This is a genomic window from Streptomyces odontomachicola (assembly GCF_039605595.1).
Taxonomy (GTDB): Bacteria; Actinomycetota; Actinomycetes; order Streptomycetales; family Streptomycetaceae; genus Streptomyces.
On record NZ_JBCFOK010000003.1, the window covers coordinates 258,855 to 275,785 of the forward strand.

20 protein-coding genes are annotated in these 16,931 nt (G+C 71.1%); 15 read left to right on the plus strand and 5 right to left on the minus strand.

The features are described from left to right. The first annotated feature begins 90 nt into the window (after positions 1 to 90). The 12 genes from ABEE00_RS06335 (at position 91) to ABEE00_RS06390 (ending at position 11,952) form a co-directional block, all read left to right on the plus strand. Positions 91 to 702, plus strand: a complete 612-nt coding sequence (locus ABEE00_RS06335; protein WP_345744257.1) for an SAF domain-containing protein — start codon at positions 91 to 93, stop codon at positions 700 to 702. Then, positions 699 to 1,535, plus strand: a complete 837-nt coding sequence (locus ABEE00_RS06340; protein ID WP_345744258.1) for a CpaE/TadZ family protein — start codon at positions 699 to 701, stop codon at positions 1,533 to 1,535. Before ABEE00_RS06335 ends, ABEE00_RS06340 begins: the two co-directional genes overlap by 4 nt. Further along, positions 1,532 to 2,980: a TadA family conjugal transfer-associated ATPase gene (locus tag ABEE00_RS06345; protein WP_345744259.1), complete on the plus strand. Its 1,449-nt coding sequence runs from the start codon at positions 1,532 to 1,534 to the stop codon at positions 2,978 to 2,980. The genes ABEE00_RS06340 and ABEE00_RS06345 overlap by 4 nt, the downstream gene beginning before the upstream one ends. Then, positions 2,977 to 3,873, plus strand: coding sequence for a type II secretion system F family protein (locus tag ABEE00_RS06350; protein ID WP_345744260.1), 897 nt, complete (start codon positions 2,977 to 2,979; stop codon positions 3,871 to 3,873). Before ABEE00_RS06345 ends, ABEE00_RS06350 begins: the two co-directional genes overlap by 4 nt. Continuing rightward, on the plus strand, positions 3,870 to 4,763 hold the full coding sequence (locus ABEE00_RS06355) for a type II secretion system F family protein (RefSeq protein WP_345744261.1): 894 nt from the start codon (positions 3,870 to 3,872) through the stop codon (positions 4,761 to 4,763). The genes ABEE00_RS06350 and ABEE00_RS06355 overlap by 4 nt, the downstream gene beginning before the upstream one ends. Before the next feature lie 30 nt (positions 4,764 to 4,793). Beyond that, positions 4,794 to 4,982 (plus strand): hypothetical protein, encoded by a 189-nt coding sequence (locus ABEE00_RS06360; protein ID WP_345744262.1) that lies wholly within the window; start codon positions 4,794 to 4,796, stop codon positions 4,980 to 4,982. A gap of 17 nt (positions 4,983 to 4,999) precedes the next feature. Next, positions 5,000 to 5,383, plus strand: a complete 384-nt coding sequence (locus ABEE00_RS06365) for a TadE/TadG family type IV pilus assembly protein (protein ID WP_345744263.1) — start codon at positions 5,000 to 5,002, stop codon at positions 5,381 to 5,383. Next, positions 5,380 to 5,823 (plus strand): TadE/TadG family type IV pilus assembly protein, encoded by a 444-nt coding sequence (locus tag ABEE00_RS06370; RefSeq protein ID WP_345744264.1) that lies wholly within the window; start codon positions 5,380 to 5,382, stop codon positions 5,821 to 5,823. Before ABEE00_RS06365 ends, ABEE00_RS06370 begins: the two co-directional genes overlap by 4 nt. Beyond that, positions 5,820 to 6,269, plus strand: a complete 450-nt coding sequence (locus tag ABEE00_RS06375; protein WP_345744265.1) for a TadG family pilus assembly protein — start codon at positions 5,820 to 5,822, stop codon at positions 6,267 to 6,269. Before ABEE00_RS06370 ends, ABEE00_RS06375 begins: the two co-directional genes overlap by 4 nt. Positions 6,270 to 6,281: 12 nt before the next feature. Then, entirely contained in the window at positions 6,282 to 8,933 is a 2,652-nt protein-coding gene (locus ABEE00_RS06380) for an AfsR/SARP family transcriptional regulator (RefSeq protein WP_345744266.1), read from the plus strand. Positions 8,934 to 9,038: 105 nt separating this feature from the next. Next, a complete protein-coding gene (locus ABEE00_RS06385) occupies positions 9,039 to 10,241 on the plus strand; it encodes an IS30 family transposase (protein WP_451918504.1) in 1,203 nt (400 codons plus the stop codon). Between the two features lie 547 nt (positions 10,242 to 10,788). Then, positions 10,789 to 11,952 (plus strand): PIN domain-containing protein, encoded by a 1,164-nt coding sequence (locus tag ABEE00_RS06390; RefSeq protein WP_345744267.1) that lies wholly within the window; start codon positions 10,789 to 10,791, stop codon positions 11,950 to 11,952. 40 nt (positions 11,953 to 11,992) lie between these two features. On the opposite strand, the gene ABEE00_RS06395 is transcribed toward ABEE00_RS06390, so the two are convergent. From ABEE00_RS06395 to ABEE00_RS06410, 4 genes are all read right to left on the minus strand, one after another. Continuing rightward, entirely contained in the window at positions 11,993 to 12,175 is a 183-nt protein-coding gene (locus tag ABEE00_RS06395) for a hypothetical protein (RefSeq protein ID WP_345744268.1), read from the minus strand. Further along, complete coding sequence (locus ABEE00_RS06400) at positions 12,176 to 12,505, minus strand: hypothetical protein (protein WP_345744269.1); 330 nt, start codon at positions 12,503 to 12,505, stop codon at positions 12,176 to 12,178. It abuts the gene before it with no gap. 231 nt (positions 12,506 to 12,736) lie between these two features. Further along, a complete protein-coding gene (locus tag ABEE00_RS06405) occupies positions 12,737 to 12,949 on the minus strand; it encodes a putative antirestriction adenine methyltransferase (RefSeq protein WP_345744270.1) in 213 nt (70 codons plus the stop codon). A gap of 227 nt (positions 12,950 to 13,176) precedes the next feature. Beyond that, the gene (locus ABEE00_RS06410; protein ID WP_345744271.1) at positions 13,177 to 14,439 is read right to left on the minus strand and encodes an AlbA family DNA-binding domain-containing protein; all 1,263 of its coding nucleotides are present in this window, start codon (positions 14,437 to 14,439) and stop codon (positions 13,177 to 13,179) included. A gap of 430 nt (positions 14,440 to 14,869) precedes the next feature. Between ABEE00_RS06410 and ABEE00_RS06415 the strand changes: the two genes are divergently transcribed. From ABEE00_RS06415 to ABEE00_RS06425, 3 genes are all read left to right on the plus strand, one after another. Then, positions 14,870 to 15,610 carry a coenzyme F420-0:L-glutamate ligase gene (locus ABEE00_RS06415; RefSeq protein ID WP_345744272.1) on the plus strand — a complete coding sequence of 247 codons (741 nt, stop codon included), beginning with the start codon at positions 14,870 to 14,872 and terminating at the stop codon, positions 15,608 to 15,610. Between the two features lie 108 nt (positions 15,611 to 15,718). Further along, a complete protein-coding gene (locus ABEE00_RS06420; RefSeq protein WP_345744273.1) occupies positions 15,719 to 16,084 on the plus strand; it encodes a hypothetical protein in 366 nt (121 codons plus the stop codon). Continuing rightward, a complete protein-coding gene (locus tag ABEE00_RS06425; protein ID WP_345744274.1) occupies positions 16,081 to 16,338 on the plus strand; it encodes a hypothetical protein in 258 nt (85 codons plus the stop codon). The genes ABEE00_RS06420 and ABEE00_RS06425 overlap by 4 nt, the downstream gene beginning before the upstream one ends. Before the next feature lie 67 nt (positions 16,339 to 16,405). Here the strand turns inward: ABEE00_RS06425 and ABEE00_RS06430 are convergent, their stop codons facing one another. After that, the gene (locus tag ABEE00_RS06430; protein ID WP_345744275.1) at positions 16,406 to 16,762 is read right to left on the minus strand and encodes a Pycsar system effector family protein; all 357 of its coding nucleotides are present in this window, start codon (positions 16,760 to 16,762) and stop codon (positions 16,406 to 16,408) included. Between the last annotated feature and the right edge of the window lie 169 nt (positions 16,763 to 16,931).

The following is a 16,931-nucleotide window of genomic DNA, read 5'->3' on the forward strand; positions in this document are numbered from 1 at the left end:
GGGGGAGGGGATGGGATGAGCGCGCGAGTGCCTACGCGTGGGGGTCCGCATGTGGCCCACGGAAGCGGCGCGGCGAAGGCGCCGGCCCGGATGACGGGCGCGCCACGGCGCCGGCGGGTGCCGTATCTGCTGGTGGGCGGCCTGCTGGTGCTCGGCTGCGCGGCCGGGGGCGTGGTCGTTGCCTCCCAGTTGGGGCAGCGGGAGAGCGTGTTGGTGCTCAACCGGCCGGTGTCGGTGGGGCAGCGGCTGGAGGCCGGGGATGTGCGGGAGGCCAGCATCTCCCGCGACGGCGACCTGGCGGCGCTGCCCGTGCGCTTTCGCGAGGCGGTCGTGGGGCGGCCGGTGGCCTACAGCCTCCCCAGCGGGGCGTTGCTGACGAAGAGCGTGCTGGGTCCGGCGGCGGTGCCGCCCGCGGGGATGGCGGTGGCGGCGGTGGGGCTGAAGACGGGGCAGTTCCCCACGGGACTGAAGGCGGGCAACCGCGTACGGGTCGTGGCGGCGCCGCAGGAGGCCGAGCCCGGCGCGAAGCAGCGCGAGGAGCCCGCCTCCACCTGGGAGGCCACCGTCACCGATCTCCAACGGCCCCCGGATGAGCAGCTCACTGCCGTGACCTTGCAGCTGGCCGACGCGGATGCCGAGGAGCTCGCCGCGGCGCCGGACGGCGCGCTGCGCCTCGTCATCGTCCACGGAGGTGCGCGATGACGCTGGTGGCGGTGTGCGGTGTGAAGGGGTCGCCGGGGGCGACGACCGCGGCCCTCGGGCTGGCCAGCGGCTGGCCTGCGGGGCATCAGCCGGTGGTGGTCGAGTGCGATGCGGCGGGCGGGGATCTGCTGGCCCGCTTCCGGCTGGAGACCTCTCCGGGATTGGTGGGCTTCGCCGCGGCCACCCGGCGCCCGAACACCCCGGGCCTGGTGTGGCAGCACACTCAGCGCCTGCCCGGCGGCCTGTCGGTGGTGGCCGGCCCGCCCGGCGCGGAGCAGGCGCGCGTCGCGCTGGAGCAACTGGTGTCCGGGCAGAACTCGGTGCTGCGGCAGGCGGCGGACCGTGCGGGGACGGTGGTCGTGGCGGACTGCGGGCGTCTGGAGGCGAGTTCACCGGCAGCCTCCGTCGTACGGGAGGCCGACGTCCTCCTGGTGCTGGCCCGGGCCCGCGACGACGCCCTCTCGCATGTGGCGACCACGGTCCAGGCTGTGGCGCGCTGGTCCGCGTGGCCGTGCTTCGTGCTGGTGGGGGAGGGTTACCCCACCGCCGAGGTGGAGCAGGCGCTGGGCATCGAGGTGACTGCCCGCCTCCCGGAGGACGCACGTGGCGCCGCCACGCTCAACGGCGCGGTAGGGCGCCGCACCGCCCCCGCCCGCTCACCCCTGGGACGCGCCCTGGCCGCCCTCGCTGCACACCTGCAGCACGGCGCCGCCGCCCGGGCCCACGCCGCGGTCGGCCGCAACGAACTGGCCGCACCGGCCGTGCATTTCCGCGTGCCCGCAGAGCCTCGGCCGTACGGCGTGGCCCAGTCCCGCAACGGAGCGCCGCAATGAGCAAGCAGGCACACGGCAGAGCCGTGACAGGGGTAGCGGGTACGCGGCCCGCGGTGTCGTACCCCGCGCTGGGCCCGGCCGCCGCGGACCCTGCCGCCGTGCCGGCGATGGGCATGTACGCGGATGCCGGAGCGGAAGCACTGCGCCAGCGCCTGCGCGCGGAGCTGGCCCGGCAGCTGTCGGAGCGCATCCGGGTCAGCGAGCAGAGTGGCGGGGGTCCGTGGAGTGAGGAGGAGCGCCGCGCGCACGCCGAGGTGATCGTGGCCGAGGCGGCCGAGCAGTTCGCCCGCGAACGCCTGGGCAGCGGCGGGCAGGTGGTACCCGCGCCGGTGGAGCAGAGCGTAGTCACGGCCGTGCTCAATGAGGTCTTCGGCCTGGCAGGGCTGGAGCCCCTGCTGCGCAACCGCGACATCGAGAACATCAACATCACCGGGGACCGGGTCTTCGTCCGCTACGCCGACGGGCGCCGGGAGCAGTTGCCGCCGGTGGTCGGTTCGGACACCGAGCTGGTCCACCTCATCCGGGATCTGGCCGCCCGCTCGGGTGTGGAGGAGCGGCGCTTCGACCGCGGCAGTCCCGGCGTCTCCTTCCAACTGCCCGGAGGGGAGCGGGTGTTCGCGGTCATGGCGGTCACCGCCCGCCCCTCGATGTCGATTCGCCGTCACCGCTACCAGACCGTTCCGCTCTCCACCCTGCGCAAGGTGGGCACACTGGACCGCCTCCTGGTGGACTTCCTGTCCGCGGCCGTTCGCGCCCGTAAGAACATCCTGGTCACCGGCGGCACCGCGATGGGCAAGACCACGCTGCTGCGCGCGCTCGCTGCGGAGATTCCGTCCTGGGAGCGGCTGGTGACCATCGAGGACGTCTTCGAACTCGGCCTCGACGCCGACGCCCGCGCCCACCCGGACGTGGTGGCGATGCAGGCCCGCGAGGCCAACATCGAGGGACAGGGCGCCGTGAGCCAGGCGGAGCTGGTGCGCTGGGCGCTGCGCATGTCCCCGGACCGGGTGATCGTGGGGGAGGTGCGCGGGCCCGAGGTGATCCCGATGTGCAACGCGATGTCGCAGGGCAACGACGGTTCCATGGGCACGCTGCACGCTTCTACCAGCCAGGGTGCCTTCATCCGCCTGGCCGCTTACGCCGTCCAGGGCCCTGAACGCCTCCCGTTGGAGGCCACAAACCTCCTGGTCGCCTCCGCCCTCGACTTCGTCGTCCACCTGGACAAGCCGCGAGGGGAACACAGCCGCCGGGTGGTCTCCTCCGTACGCGAGGTCATCGACGCGGACGACAAGCAGGTCGTCTCCAACGAGGTCTTCCGCCCCGGCCCCGACCTGCGGGCCGTTCCCGGAGTGCCGTTGCGTACGCAGACGCTGGAGGAGCTGGTGGCGGCGGGCTTCCACGCCGAGGGCCGGCTGGCGCCAGAGCAGCAGGGGTGGGCGGGATGAGCCCGTGGGTGGCGCTGGCGGGCTTATGCGGCCTGGGCGTGGGGCTTGGGCTGCTGCTGCTCGTACGGGCCGTACGAGATCGGGGCGCTGCTGCTTCGGCGCGCCAGCGGAACCGGCATCGACGCGAGCACCAGGGACGCTGGCTCGCCGCCGCAATCGCTTCCGGTCTGGTGGCCGGGGCGTTCACCGGCTGGGTGGTGGGCGGCGTGCTGGCGGCCATGGCGGTGTGGAGTCTCCCGCGGCTGCTGGGCATCGGCGCGGCGGACCAGCGCCGCGTGGAGCTGGTGGAGGGCATCGCCGGGTGGACGGAGATGCTGCGCGACACCCTCGCGGCGGCGGCCGGGCTGGAGCAGGCCGTCATCGCCACCGCCCGCACCGCGCCGAAGCCGGTGCGCCCCCACATCCAAGCTCTGGCCGAACGGCTGGAACACGGCGAGCGCCTTGCCCCGGCGCTGCGGCAGCTGGCGGACGAACTGGAGGACCCGAGTGCCGACCTCGTCCTCGCGGCCCTCGTGCTCGCCGCCGAACAGCAGGCCCGCCAGGTCGCGCCGCTGCTGGGTGAGTTGGCGGCGACGGCGCGGGCGCAGGTGGAGATGCGCCAGCGGGTGGATGCCAGTCGGGCCCGTACGCGGACCACGCTGCGGGTGGTCGTGGTGACGACGCTGTCGTTTGCCGGAGGACTGATCGTCCTCAACCCCGCTTTCCTCGCGCCCTACGACAGCCTTGCCGGACAGTTCGTGCTGCTGTGCATCGGCGCGCTGTTCACGCTGGCCTTCCACTGGCTGCGGCGCATGGCCCGGCTGGAGGAGCCCGAACGCTTCCTGAGCCTGACAGAAGAAGACACCGAGCCGGCGGTGGGAGTCGGCGGGCCGCGTGAGGGGGCGACGTCGTGATCGCCGTGATGTTGCTGGCGGCGGGTGCCGGGGCCGGACTGTGGGCGCTGGTGGTCTACCTCTTCCCGCCCCGTGCGCCCCTGTCGGAGATGGTCGCCCGCCTGCACGCCGTACCCTCGCGCCCGCCCATCGCCCTCGCGGACGAAGGCGGCTGGTCGGTACGCATCGGGGCCCCCTTCACCGGCCTGCTCCGCGCCCTCGGTCTCCCGGGGAAGGCGATGCGCAAGGACCTGGCTGTCACGGGGCGCTCGATCGAGACGCACCTGGCGGAGATGGCCGTCCTCGCCCTCACCGGGCTGCTGCTGCCCACACTCGTCGAACTCGCCCTCGTCCTCGGTGGACGGCCCCTCCCGTGGCCCGTGCCCACCGCCGTGGCCCTCGCCTTCGCACTGGGCGGCTTCCTGCTGCCCGGCATCACCGTACGTACTGCCGCGCAGCAGCGCCGCACCGCCTTCCGGCACGCTCTCAGCGGCTACCTCAACCTGATCCACATCCTGCTCGCGGGCGGCGCCGGCGTGGACGCGGCCCTCCACGACGCCGCGGCTACCGGCCGCGGCTGGGCCTTCCAGCAGCTGCGCCGCGCCCTGACCACCGCCCGCCTGACCCGCACCTCCCCCTGGGCCAGCCTGGAACAGCTCGGCGAGGAACTCGACATCCACGAGCTGACCGAGCTGTCGGCCGCGCTCTCCCTTGCCGGGACCGAAGGCTCCAAGATCCGCGCCTCTCTGGCGGCCAAGGCCGCCGCCATGCGCGCGAAAGAAGGTTCCGAAGCCGAAGGGCGGGCGAATGCGGCCACCGAACGCATGGCCCTGCCCGCGATGCTCATGGCCATCGGCTTCGTGCTCTTCGTCTTCTACCCGGCCCTCTCCCAGATCAGCGCCTCACTGTGACCACCCCACCGCTCCGAGAGGACGCCCGCCGTGTCTCCGCGCCGCCGCATCCTGATGGCCCGCCTGAAGGCCTTCGCACGCCGCATCGCCCACGACGACCGCGGTGTGACCACCGAACAGGTCATCTGGATCGCCTTCCTGGCCGCCACCGCCCTGGCCGTGACCGCCTACTTCGGACCGCAGATCCTCGCCGCGGCCCACAGCGTGAAGTTCAAATAGCGGCCCGGGAGGCGGAGATGGGGGAGCGGGGGAGTGCCACCACCGAGATGGTGCTCGTCCTGCCCCTGGCCCTCCTCCTGGTCCTGCTGCTCGCACAGGCGGCCATGTGGTTCCATGCCACCCACATCGCCCAGGCCACCGCGGCCCACGCACTCTCCGCCGCACGCGTCGAACGCGGCACCGCAGCGACCGGACAGCGCGAAGGCCAGCGCGTGCTACAGCAGTTGGGGCGCGGGCCCCTGCGCCGGCCCCACCTCGCCGTCGACCGCGACGCCCAGCGCGCCGAGGTCCGCATCACCGGGACGGCGAGCAGCGTGGTGCCCTTCCTCCACCTCACCGTCAGCGCCCGCGCCGCAGGCCCCGTCGAGGCCTTCCGAGTCGAGGACCGGGAGGGGCAATGAGGGCCGGCGCCAGTGCCGAGCGCGGCTCGGTGACCGTGGAACTCATCCTGCTCGCCCCGCTGTTGGTGCTGATGCTGTGGTTCCTCGTCTACTGCGGGCGGCTGTCCGAGGCGCGGTTGCGCGTCGAAGACGCAGCCCACCAGGCCGCCCGCGCGGCCAGCCAACAACGCAGCAACGCAGCCGCGGCCAGCGGCGCCCGTACCACGGCCGCCGCCGCGCTGCGGGATGCGGGCCTCACCTGCCGCACCCTCTCGGTCACCACCGACGGCACCATCCAGCCCGGCACCACGGTCGGCATCCACCTCACCTGCGCAGTCGGCCTGCACGACCTCGCCGCACTCCAGGTCCCCGGCTCCATGAACCTCACCGCCCACTTCACCTCCCCGGTCGACGCCTACCGCGGCACGGCCACCGAGAAGAGCGGGAAGGCGGCGCCATGAGGCGGGCCGAGCACACGCTTTCCCGGCGCCTGCGCGGCCGGGGCGAGGAGGGGCAGGTCACGGCCTTCGTTGTGGTCCTGGCCGCCGCGGTCCTGCTCTTCGCCGGGCTCGTCCTGGACGGCGGGCTCGCCCTGGCCGCCAAGGTCCGCGCCATTGGCGAAGCTCAAGAGGCCGCACGGAACGGAGCCCAGGCCCTCGACCTGGCCGCCTACCGCCGCGACGGCACCCTGCAACTCCTGCCCGCCGAGGCCCGCCAGAGAGCCCACGCTTACCTCACCGCCACACCCGACACCGGTCGCATACGCGCGAGCACGAACTCCATCACCGTGACCGTCACCGCACGCCAACCCACCCAGCTCCTGGGCCTGCTGGGCCTCGAGACCCTCACCGTCTCCGCCACCGGCAGTGCCCACCCCGTCCGTGACGCGCAAGCCCCCGAGCCCTAAGGAGGCGGGGCCATGGCCGTACGACCGCACCCTGCATCCAGGCCGCGTCACCGCGTGCCCCGCCTGCGCCGCACGGGCATGGCCGTACGTGGCACCGTCGCGGCTCTCGCCCTGAGCGCGCTCCTGGCGGGTACGCCCTGGGCGCTGGCCCACTTCATCGGCTGGCCGCTCCCGGACGAACTGCCCACCGGGGCCGAGGTCTCCGTGGCCCTCACCTCACCGCTGCGCACCGAACTGCTGCTGAACACGCTCGCCTGCATCCTGTGGGCCCTGTGGGGCGCCTTCGTCCTCGACGTCGGCCGTACAGCGGTGCAAGGCCTCGCCCGCGTACGGGAGTTGCACCTCCGTACCACGAGCCCGCTGCGCACCCTCACCGCCGGGCTGGTCGGCGCCGTCCTCCTGGCCCTGCTCTCCACCCGCCACCCCACCGCGAACCCGCCGGCGAAACCGGCCGCGGCAACCGCCCTCCTCCCACACGAGCCGACCGACAAGCCACACCAGCCCACCGACCCCGACAGAGACCGGGCACGGCCCAAGCAGCAGGACCGCGTCGTCACCGTCCAACCACCCCGGCACGGCATCCACGACAGCCTGTGGCGCATCGCCCAGCGACACCTGAACGACGGGCACCGCTGGCCGGAGATCTACGCCCTCAACCGCGGACGCCCCCAACCCCACGGCGAGTCCCTCACCCACCCCGGCATCATCAAACCGGGCTGGACACTGCGCCTCCCCAAGCCGTGCCCGGAACCCGGTGACAACGACCGCGAACCGAAGAAGCCCCGACCGCCCGATCGGCCCTCGCAGCCCCCTGCACCCCCGGCCACCCCACCCGCACAGACACCGGCGCCCTCTCCGCACGAGGAGAACCAGCGCCACGGCCCCGGCGTCGACCTGCCCAGCGGAGCGTTCGTCGGCCTGGGCCTCGCCACCGCCATCACCGCCGCCCTCCTGACCGTGCGCCACCGCCGCCGCATCCGCTACCGCCCCGGCAGCAGACACCGCGACGACATCCACATCGCCCCCGTCGTACGGGCACTGCGCATCGCCCACGACCAAGCCACCACCGAGCAACCGGCCACCGAAGCCACGAGCGCATCTCCTGCGCGGACAACCACCGAGGCGCCGGCCCCGGAGGCGGAACAACGGGGCGCAGACGCCACCACGGCCACACCGGTCGGCGTCAAGGACGGCCGCCCCCTCGCCTGGGATCTCGCCCGCAGCCGCGGCCTCGGCCTGCTCGGCCCCGGAGCCGCTGCCGCCGCCCGCGCGCTGATCCTCCACCTGCTCGCCGAACCCTCCACACAACAGAGCATCCAACTCGTCGTCCCGGCCGCGGACCTGCGCCACCTGCTGGGCAAACACATCACCGCCGACCTGCTCCCACCGCAGATCCGCGTCGCAGCAGACCTCAACGAGGCCCTCACCGCCTTCCAAGCCGAGCTCCTGGGCCGAACCACCGCCCGTGCGGAAGACGACGACACCGAGGGCCCCTTCGCCCCCGTCGTCCTGCTCGCGACCCCCACCCCGGACACGGAAGGCCAACTGCAGGCCATCCTCGACAACGGCTCCACCCTGGGCCTGGCCGGCATCCTCCTGGGCCAGTGGCGCCCCGGCGCCACCCTGCGCATCCGCGAGGACGGCACGGTGGCCGCCACCAGCCCCACCCACGCGGAGGCCTTCGAGAACGCCCGCCTCTTCCAACTCCCGACCGACGACGCCCAAGACCTCCTCCGCCTCCTGGCCGAAGCAGCCCCGACAGCCACCGAGCCCACAGAGTCCGAAGAGGAGGAGCCACTCCTCCCGCCCGACACGAGCACGGCCCCTGGAGAACAACCCGCCGCAGAAGGGGATACGCCGCCGCACGGCGGGCGCCCCGAAGCCCCCTCGCCCGCCGACGACCGCCCGCTACGCCTCTCGGCCTTCGGCCGCGTCCGCCTGACCTACCGCCCGGCCGACACCGACACGCACATGGACATCACCACGGCCCTGGCCCCCAAGCACCGCGAGCTGCTGGCCTACCTCATCCTGCGCCCCACCGGCGTACGTCGCGAAGCCCTCGCCGCCACCCTGTGGCCCGACGCTCCAACTCAGCGCCCGTACAACAGCTTCCACGCCGCTCTCAGCCAGATGCGCCGCTCCCTCCGGCTGGTCACTCAGGATGCCGTCACCGAGCTGATTCAGCACTTCGAGACCCAGTACGCCCTCGACCCCGGCCAACTCGTTTCGGACGTCCGCGACTTCCAGGAAGCGCTCACGGCGGCCCGGGCTTCAGGGGCGGGATCAGAGGTCCGCGCCGCCGCCCTGCATCGCGTCGTGACGCTCTACGAGGGCGACTTCGCCGAAGACGTCTCCGCCGAATGGGCAGAAACCCCGCGCGAATCATTCCGCAGGGACTACCTAGACGCGATCGGCACACTCGTACGCGCTCTGAGTCGAGATGAGCCCCGGCAAGCCCTCCTGCTGCTGGAGCAGGCCCGCGAGAAGGACCTCTACAACGAAGCCCTCTACCGCGACATCGCCCGCCTCCAGGCCCGCCTCGGCCAACACGAGGCCATCCCCCGCACCCTGGCTCTCTTGACCCGCGCCCTGAGCGAAGTAGGTGAGCAGCCCAGCAGCCAGACCATTCGACTGTGCGAGGAGCTTCAAGTGCCAAGCTCTTAGCTTCCGCCAATTCGGAGAGCCGCGGTTCGGGGGTCCGTCTGCGTTTCCCCACTGTCGATGCGCGGTCTCTGGGCTGAGGTGGCATCCGCTGACGTCCAAGTGCGTATGAGGCGCCTCGGATCGGACGCCCAGAAGCTCGGTGTCGAAGGGGTCCGCGTTCATGGTGAGCCCGGGCGGGGCCGTCTCGCGCCCGGATCTGACCGGTTCGGCAGTGTTGAGCGGTGGCGCAACGGCCGGGCGGCCTCCGGGAAGGACAAGGCAGCGGCCCCGATCAACGCGGCACCGGCCCCCGACGGCCCGTCGAGGTATCTGCGGGAGTCCGACCGCACCCACATCGCCGACCGGCTGCGGGACAAGGCGTCGATCCGGCAGATAGCGGCCGAGCTGGGCCGCAGCCCGTCCACGCTCAGCCGGGAGGTCCGCCGCAACGGGATGCCGTTGCGCAAGGACAACTCCCGCTGGGCCTACCGGCCCTATGCCGCCCATGCCCGCTCCACCACCCGCCGGCCCCGCCCCAAGCCCGGCAAGATCGGCCAGAACCCTGAACTGCGAGACTTCATCCAGCATCGCCTGGACCTACGGTGGAGTCCCGAGCAGATCTGCCAGGCCCTACGGGCCCGCTTCCCCGACCGGCCGGAGATGCACGTGGCGCACGAGACCATCTACCAGGCCCTCTACGTCCAAGGCCGGGGCGAACTCCGCCGCGAGCTGGCCAGAGCACTGCGCACGGGCCGGACACGGCGCAAGCCCCGGCGCCAGGCCCAGCAACGCACCTCGCGGTTCTCCACCCCGATGGTGATGATCAGCGAGCGTCCGCCCGAGGCCGACGACCGGGCCGTTCCCGGCCACTGGGAAGGCGACCTCATCGTCGGCAAGGACGGCAGCTCCGTCATTGGCACCCTCGTCGAGCGCACCACTCGCTACGTCATGCTCCTGCATCTCCCTGAGGGCCGCAGAGCCGAACACGTCCGCGACACCCTCATGGACACCGTCCAGACCCTGCCCACTCACCTGGTGCGCTCTCTGACCTGGGACCAGGGCGCCGAAATGGCCGCCCACGGTGCCTTCACCGTCGCCACCAACATCCCGGTCTACTTCTGCGACCCCGCAAGCCCATGGCAACGCGGCTCCAACGAGAACACGAACGGCCTGCTGCGGCAGTACTTCCCCAAGGGCACCGACCTCACGGTCCACACCCGAGACCACCTCAACGACGTGGCCGCCGAACTCAACAGCCGCCCACGCAAAACGCTCGACTGGGAAACCCCAGCCGAGCGTCTCGCTAGGCTGCTGGAACTAGCCAGCTGACCAACATGTGTTGCAACGGCCCCTGGAATCCGCCTGCACGCGATCTTGCCCACCGGCGCACAGGGTGCGCCAGCCGATTTCATCGGGCCGATCCGGACTTTTCAGCCCCGATATGGGCGGGCGTTCAAGCCCGGCAGGAGCCCGTGTTCCGCCAGCGGTCGGCATCCGCGCGTGTCCAGTTGCGCATGAGTTCGCAGCCGAAGGTGAGCGAGGTGATGGGCTGGGCGCCGGCTCGTAAGCCGCTCGGCACCTCCGCGTGAATGCGGTGAGGTGGGTGCGCTGGTTGGCGCCCTGGGGGCCCTAATTCGTCACAGCGGTGATCCAGGCACGCCTGGTCGGTTACCGGCACCGAGTCCTGGGAGCTGAGCGGGAGCTCGGGCCCGAGACAGCCCTTGCGGCCGTATCGGGCTGCCGCTACGGGTGCGGGGCCCTCTGAGGGGCGGCGCCGGGGGCCGCCCATACCAAGGGGGTTGCGATGATCGGATATTCGATACACGAGGCCGGGGCGCTCTGCCACGATTGATCACACTTCCACAGAGGGGGACTTGTGATCATCTTGGATACGTGCGTGCTCCGCGGCTGCGGGTTCGGCACGAGCACCGACCTGCTCCGGGCACTCCGGGAAGCCGGCGCACACCAAGTCGCCGTCCCCTGGATGGTGCTCGAAGAACTGGCCGCGCAGAAGACGATCCCCTACGAGACGAAACACCAGAGGGCGCAGGAAGCTGCCAAGGCCCTTGCGGAAGCCACCCCGTGGCAGGAGGTGGCCGGGCCGCCGCCGCTGCGCTCGGAGAAGGTACGCGAGCACTGGCGCGGGCTCTACCGGCAGATCGTCGACGTCCTGCCGGTCAGCGAGGCCGTCATGCGCGAGGCGCTGTATCGCGAGGCCAACAAGATTGCCCCTTGCGGGGACAAGAAGGACGTCAAGACAGGGGCCCGAGACGCCACGATCTGGTTGTCGGCTGTCGAGTTCGCCCGCGACCACCCTGACGAAACCGTCTACTTCGTGAGCGGCAATACAAGGGACTTCGGAGACGGCGAGACCTACCCTGCCGCGCTGCGGGGAGACATCAACGAGCTGGGCGACCGGTTCGTTCACCTGACCTCGCTGGACGATGTCTTCTCCCGCTTCACCGAGCGCATTGAAGTCGATGAGGCAGAAGTCGAGCGGGCCTTGGCCTTGGAGTACAGCCTGTCGGACCTCGATGGGGAGGCTGCGGCAATGGTCGAATCCTCCTCGTTCAACGGTTACGTGGGCGCAACGAGGGCGGGGCAGCTTGCCCGTCTCATCAAGCTTGAAGACGCAACGACGATCGGGCCCCGAACAGTCCAAGACATTGAGTCGTACCGCATCGGGGAGAGCGAATGGACCACAGCAACCGTTCGCTGGCTCATCGTCGCGACCGACGACCTCGGCCTGATGATGGCCTTTGTGTGGGAGACGCGCGTGTTGCTCTCCTTCAGTGAGTGCACCTCCAGCCTTGCCGTGCTCCGCAGCGTCGGCGTCAAACCGGCAGAGGGCGATGACCTCTCCGCTATCCCCGCCGAGGCATGGGAGAAGCAGCCGTCACCGACGGAGCTTGCTCGAAAACTTGCGGATGCCACGTCTAGAGAGAGCGCGCTCAATAAGGAGCTAGTCCGCTTGCTGATCCGCTCCGAACTCAATTTCGACTGGAAACCTGACCTTTGGATCAACGATGGATCGCAGTGACTTACACGGTCTCCGGCCCACATCCGGGGGGCACGGGCACTCAACGGCCGATCTGGCGTTCGTACGCGGATGCAGCCTGTGGCTGCTGTGGGGGAGTGCTGGGCTGCGGTGTCTGCGGCAGCGGGGCGTGGACGACGGCGCCTTGATTCGCGTCGGGGATCAGGCCGTAGACGAGGGTCGTTGAGGCGTCGATCCGGCCCGGTGAGTCCGGGTCGGTGGGCATCTACGTCGCCCATTCGCGCTCAAGGTCGGTGAATACCCGGGCCAGCCGCACCCGGTCCTGCACCATCTGTTGCGCGACAGGCTCGGCGCGCTGCAGTTTGCCCTGCTTCGCGTGAACCGGCGCGATCTGCGGCATGAGGGCATCGCCGGGAATCTCGCCCTGCCGCTGCAACGTCTCCCACGACGTTCTGACAGCCAGCTCACACAAGTCCCTGCCGTAGTTCCACTCCACCAAGATGACGGCTGCCTCCGTACGGTGTGCGAGACGGCAGTCGGCCATCGACCAGTCCGCCGAGGACATCACCGCGGAAACGTCGTCGGTGACCCACACCCCGCCCGTCATCGCCCAGGAAGCCGCCGACGACGCCGGCCACGTCCCGGCCGCCGCCGGACGAGTCGATCGAAACGGCCGTCTTCTGCGGCTCCACGGGGGTGCTCGTGTCCCGCAGCATGCGCAGCAACTCGGCGGACACCAGAGCGCCTTCGGTGGGCTGCGGGTCGCCCTGGGCGAGCGCGTGCCAGTCCCTCACGATGGACGTCCTTCGCATGTCGGCCCACCACGCTAGGAGTGCCCGCCGGTCGCGGGTGGGGATCTTCGGGTGGACGCGGTGATGTCGTTGTCGTGCACCGGCCGCGCGTTGTCGAACCGCGAGTGCAGCACGCGCTCGATGGTGAAGTTGCCTGAGCAGCCGACGTAGATGTCGGTCTCCGGCCAGGCGCCCGCGTGCTCGTAGATGATCGAGCGAAGGGGAGCCGGGATAGATCCGTGGAACATGTGGCGCCCCCTGAGACGGGTGTCGGGGAGAGCGCCGGCCAGGATTTGCACCTGGACCTCTCGTCAGGAAGACGGGCGTGCTGCTTACGATCACCGGAGCGTGCGGTCGGCCGTACCGCACCGAACGGCCGACTGCGGACAGGGATGATACACACACTCAAGGTCACGGCCCCGACGGTCGGTCCGGGCCGTGACCTCGAATGATGCACCTCGCCGGTGTTTCCCGGTTACGCAGATGGCTCGGAGTCCGTGAGGGCCTGCATCCACCTCTCCTCGCACCCGAGGGTGCGCAGCAGCGGCCCGATGAGTCGGCGGGAGATGCCCCCGGGGCTCGCCGTCAGTTCCTCCCAGCTCGCCGCCGTCGCCCGCCGGTAGACATCCTGGTCGTACATCGGGGACTGCGCGAAGAAACGTGCTGCGTTGGTGGTGGAGTGGGCGACTTTGCCGCGCAGGCCAGTCGCGCCGACTGCGAGCGCCCAACTGCCGAGGTACCCGCTCTCGTCGGCAGCGGCCGTGACCAGAGCGAGGAACCGGCGGAGCAAATTCACTGGAGCCGCGTCGAGGATCACTTGCTCGCCGCTGTGGCCAGCCGCTGACAACCGACTCTGGAAGAGACGCAGCCCTCCATCCTCGAAGACCTGCACCTCGATTGCGTCTTGCGCGGCGAGGCTGCCGTCGGACTTGTAGACCCGCCCGTCCGCCAGACACGGACTGCTCCTGGCGGCCCCGCCTGCCCTGCGCGAGCCGTTGGTGGCGTCGCCGAGGTCGGGGGCGATTCCGGCCCCGTCCAACACCTTGCTCAACTCGGACGTGTCGGACCGGGTGAGGAAGTGATACAGGCGGCTGTTCCAGTCCTGTCCACTGGTGAGGTCCAGCAGCATGTCCTCCTGTCCGGCCAGCGGCTGCGCGACAAGGAACAGGTGGGCCTGGTCCCCAACTCCGCGCATGGGGTCGCTGCCCATCTCGTGGGCGAGGAGTGCGAGCGCGTCCTGCTCCCCGGAGCGACGGCGTGCGTGGAGGCGGGCCACGTCCGCGTCTGTGAGGACGTGCTTGGTCTTGTCGTTGCGCCCGTAGTAGCGGCCGTCGACCATGTGCGGGGCCTGCGGGTTGGCCGGGATGTGCACCAGCACGTACCCAAGAGTCGTGTCCGCTGCGGGGATCTCCTCGGTGATGATGCTCAGCGGCGGGTCCGGGATCGTGCGGGCGACCTGGTCGATCTTCTCGGCCAGGCCGTCGAGCTTCTGCGGTTCCAAGGTGAAGCGGCGCTGCTCCTTGTCCTCGCCGATGCCGATGATCAGAGTGCCGCTGTCGATGGCGAAGCTGGCGAGATCGCGGGCCAGCTCCTTGTTGTCGCCTTTGGTCAGCAGCTCCTTCTTCGCGTCGAGCCGACTGGACTCGCTCAGCAGCCCGCCGTCGACGGCGTTCCGGATGTCGCCCTCGGTCTTGGGCTGCCAGTGGGGCGTGGTGGAGGACAGGTATATGGACGTCACGGCGCTCCTCGCGACTCGTTGGGCTTCACCTAGATCTGGCGAGGCTCAGATCACAATAGCGGTCAAATAGCCCCTCTTTGCCATGAGCTGGATGGTGAGGGAGAGCAGGAGCGAATCGGGGCACTGGAGGGGTCTGGCTCGGCCTGTGCCGCCGCGCGGCGATGCTCTCCACTCTCGCGCTCTCGCCCCGCCCGCCGCCCGCTACGCTGACGAGGTGTGGCCGCACGCCCTCGCTGCCGCCTGGCACACCGTCACCGACGGCACCCCGCCACACCAGGCAGCCGAGCTCCTGTGGCCGCACTACCTCTACCGGGTCCGCGCCTGGCTCACCGCCACCGGCCCCTCTCCGCCAGCGCGGCCCCACCCTGGCCCACGCCCACACCCAGCTGGCGACCGCCCTGACCCGACCCGTCTCCGGGAGCCCCGCCCCATGAACGCGCCCGCCACCGACGCCGTTTCCCTCTTCGCGCTGCAGCCCTTCCCCACCATCGAACCCGGTGACGACCTCGCCGCCGCCCTCACCGGAGCGCTGTCCGCCAGCGGCACACGCCTGCACGACGGCGACGTCCTCATCGTCGCCTCGAAACCGGTTTCCATCGCCGAGGGCCGCTACGTGGACCTGGCCACCATCACCCCCAGCGCCCAAGCCCTGGAGCTGTCCGCCCGCACCGGCAAACCCGCCGAACTGGTCGAGCTGATCCTCCAGGAGTCCCACAGCCACGTCCTGGCCACCGAATCCGGCCCGATCATCGCCCGCCACCGGCTGGGTCTGGAGCTCACCTCCGCCGGAGTCGACCGCGCCGGTCCTGAGGGCGCCTGGCTGCTGCCCGCCGACCCCGACGCCTCCGCGCGCGCCCTGCGCGAGGCGGTCACCCAGCACACCGGTGCCGCCCCTGCCGTGGTCATCGCCGACTCCGACGGCCGCGGCGACCGCCGCGGTGCCACCGTCATCTCCATCGGCGCAGCGGGAGTCGCCCCCTTGCGCATCTCCGAGCACGCCGAGCCCGACGGCCGCCTCAAGCGGCAGGGAGAGACCCTGACCGACATGATTGCCGCAGCGGCCGGGCTCATCCTCGGCCAGCGCGGACGCGGCGCCCCCGTCGTCGTGCTGCGCGGCCTGGCCTACCCGGCCGGTGACAAAGGCGTGCGTTCGATGCTCCACCACCGCTGACCGCCTGCCTGAGCGCGGGTCGAGAAGGACCAGTGGTGTCGGGGGAGTTGAGGACGAGTCTGTACCGGCCGTTGGGGAGCGGTACCAGTAGGGGAGTGGGCGTATCTCGTGCCGGATGCCTACCTTCTGATGCTGTTGCGTCCGGCGGGCGAGGAGTGGGAGGTGGTGCGGCTGCCCCTGGAGTTGGCGCGGCGAGTGCTCAAGCGGCTCGGGGGAGAGTGCGGGGATGTGGCGGCCGACGACGAACACGCCTACTTCCTGACCAGTATGGACGGCGGCGGAACGGCCTGGCCGGGCGTGGTGCGGTGGTACACAGCCGGGGACTGGCTGACCCTGCCCGCCGAGTACCGCACCGCTCCGCCCGCCCTGCACTGGGCGTGCGGCCCGCACTTTCCGCACCGGCTCACCCCACCCCAGCGGCTGCGCGCGGCCCTGGCAGCCGAGAGCGGTCAAGGCGAGGGGAGCGGGCGATGATGCCGGAACCACCGCGGCGCTGCGCGGTCTGCGGCCCCGGGCAGGACCTGCTCCTGGTGTACTGCCCCGGCAACTCCGGGCCCGGCTGGGAGGTTCTCCTGTGTGCCCTGTGCCGCCTGCTGCCCGAGGACCCGCAGCACGCACCGACCGCGTGGCTGCGGCTGTGCGAGCGGCGCCGCAACCCGCCACGGTGGCTACCGGTGGCCCCGGACTGGTACCACGCGCATTGTTATCCGGGGATCGCCGCGGACTGACCTGGCCACGATCATGGATCATTCGCGGGACAAGATCAGCGGGCTGGCCCTCACCAGCCGTTGCCTCTCAAAATCCAAGATCAGCCTCCGCGGGCGCCACGCTCTCGAGCCCCTCGCCGCCCGCCTCAGCTGTCAGTGCTGCGTGCAGGCCGGCAGGGGGCAGCGCGGGACGCAGCGCCCTCAAGGCGGCAACGAGCGCCCCCATCAGCAGTGCACCCACTACAGCCAGCCCCCACGCCACAGGCCGCGAGCGATCCTGCGACTGCCCCAACACCGTCGCCCCCAGGGCCAAGAGTCCCCCGGTCACACCGCACAGCGCCGCTGCCTTCGTGTCGGCCCGCTGCACCTCGGTGAAGGCATCATCGGCCCGTTCAATGAGCCATCGCTGCGCCTCGGCGGTGCCACCACTCGCCTGGTCCTCCATCAGGGCCTCCCCGATGCTCCAAGTCCGTATCCGGGAACCCACGATGCCGAGCCCCCTCAACGTCGGCTGCCAACTACCTGGCGCGCCTCGGGCGATGTGGCTCACCCACAACAGAGGGCGGCCCCGCACTGAGGTGCGCATCCAGCGCGATCGGAGCTCCGCGCCGTGC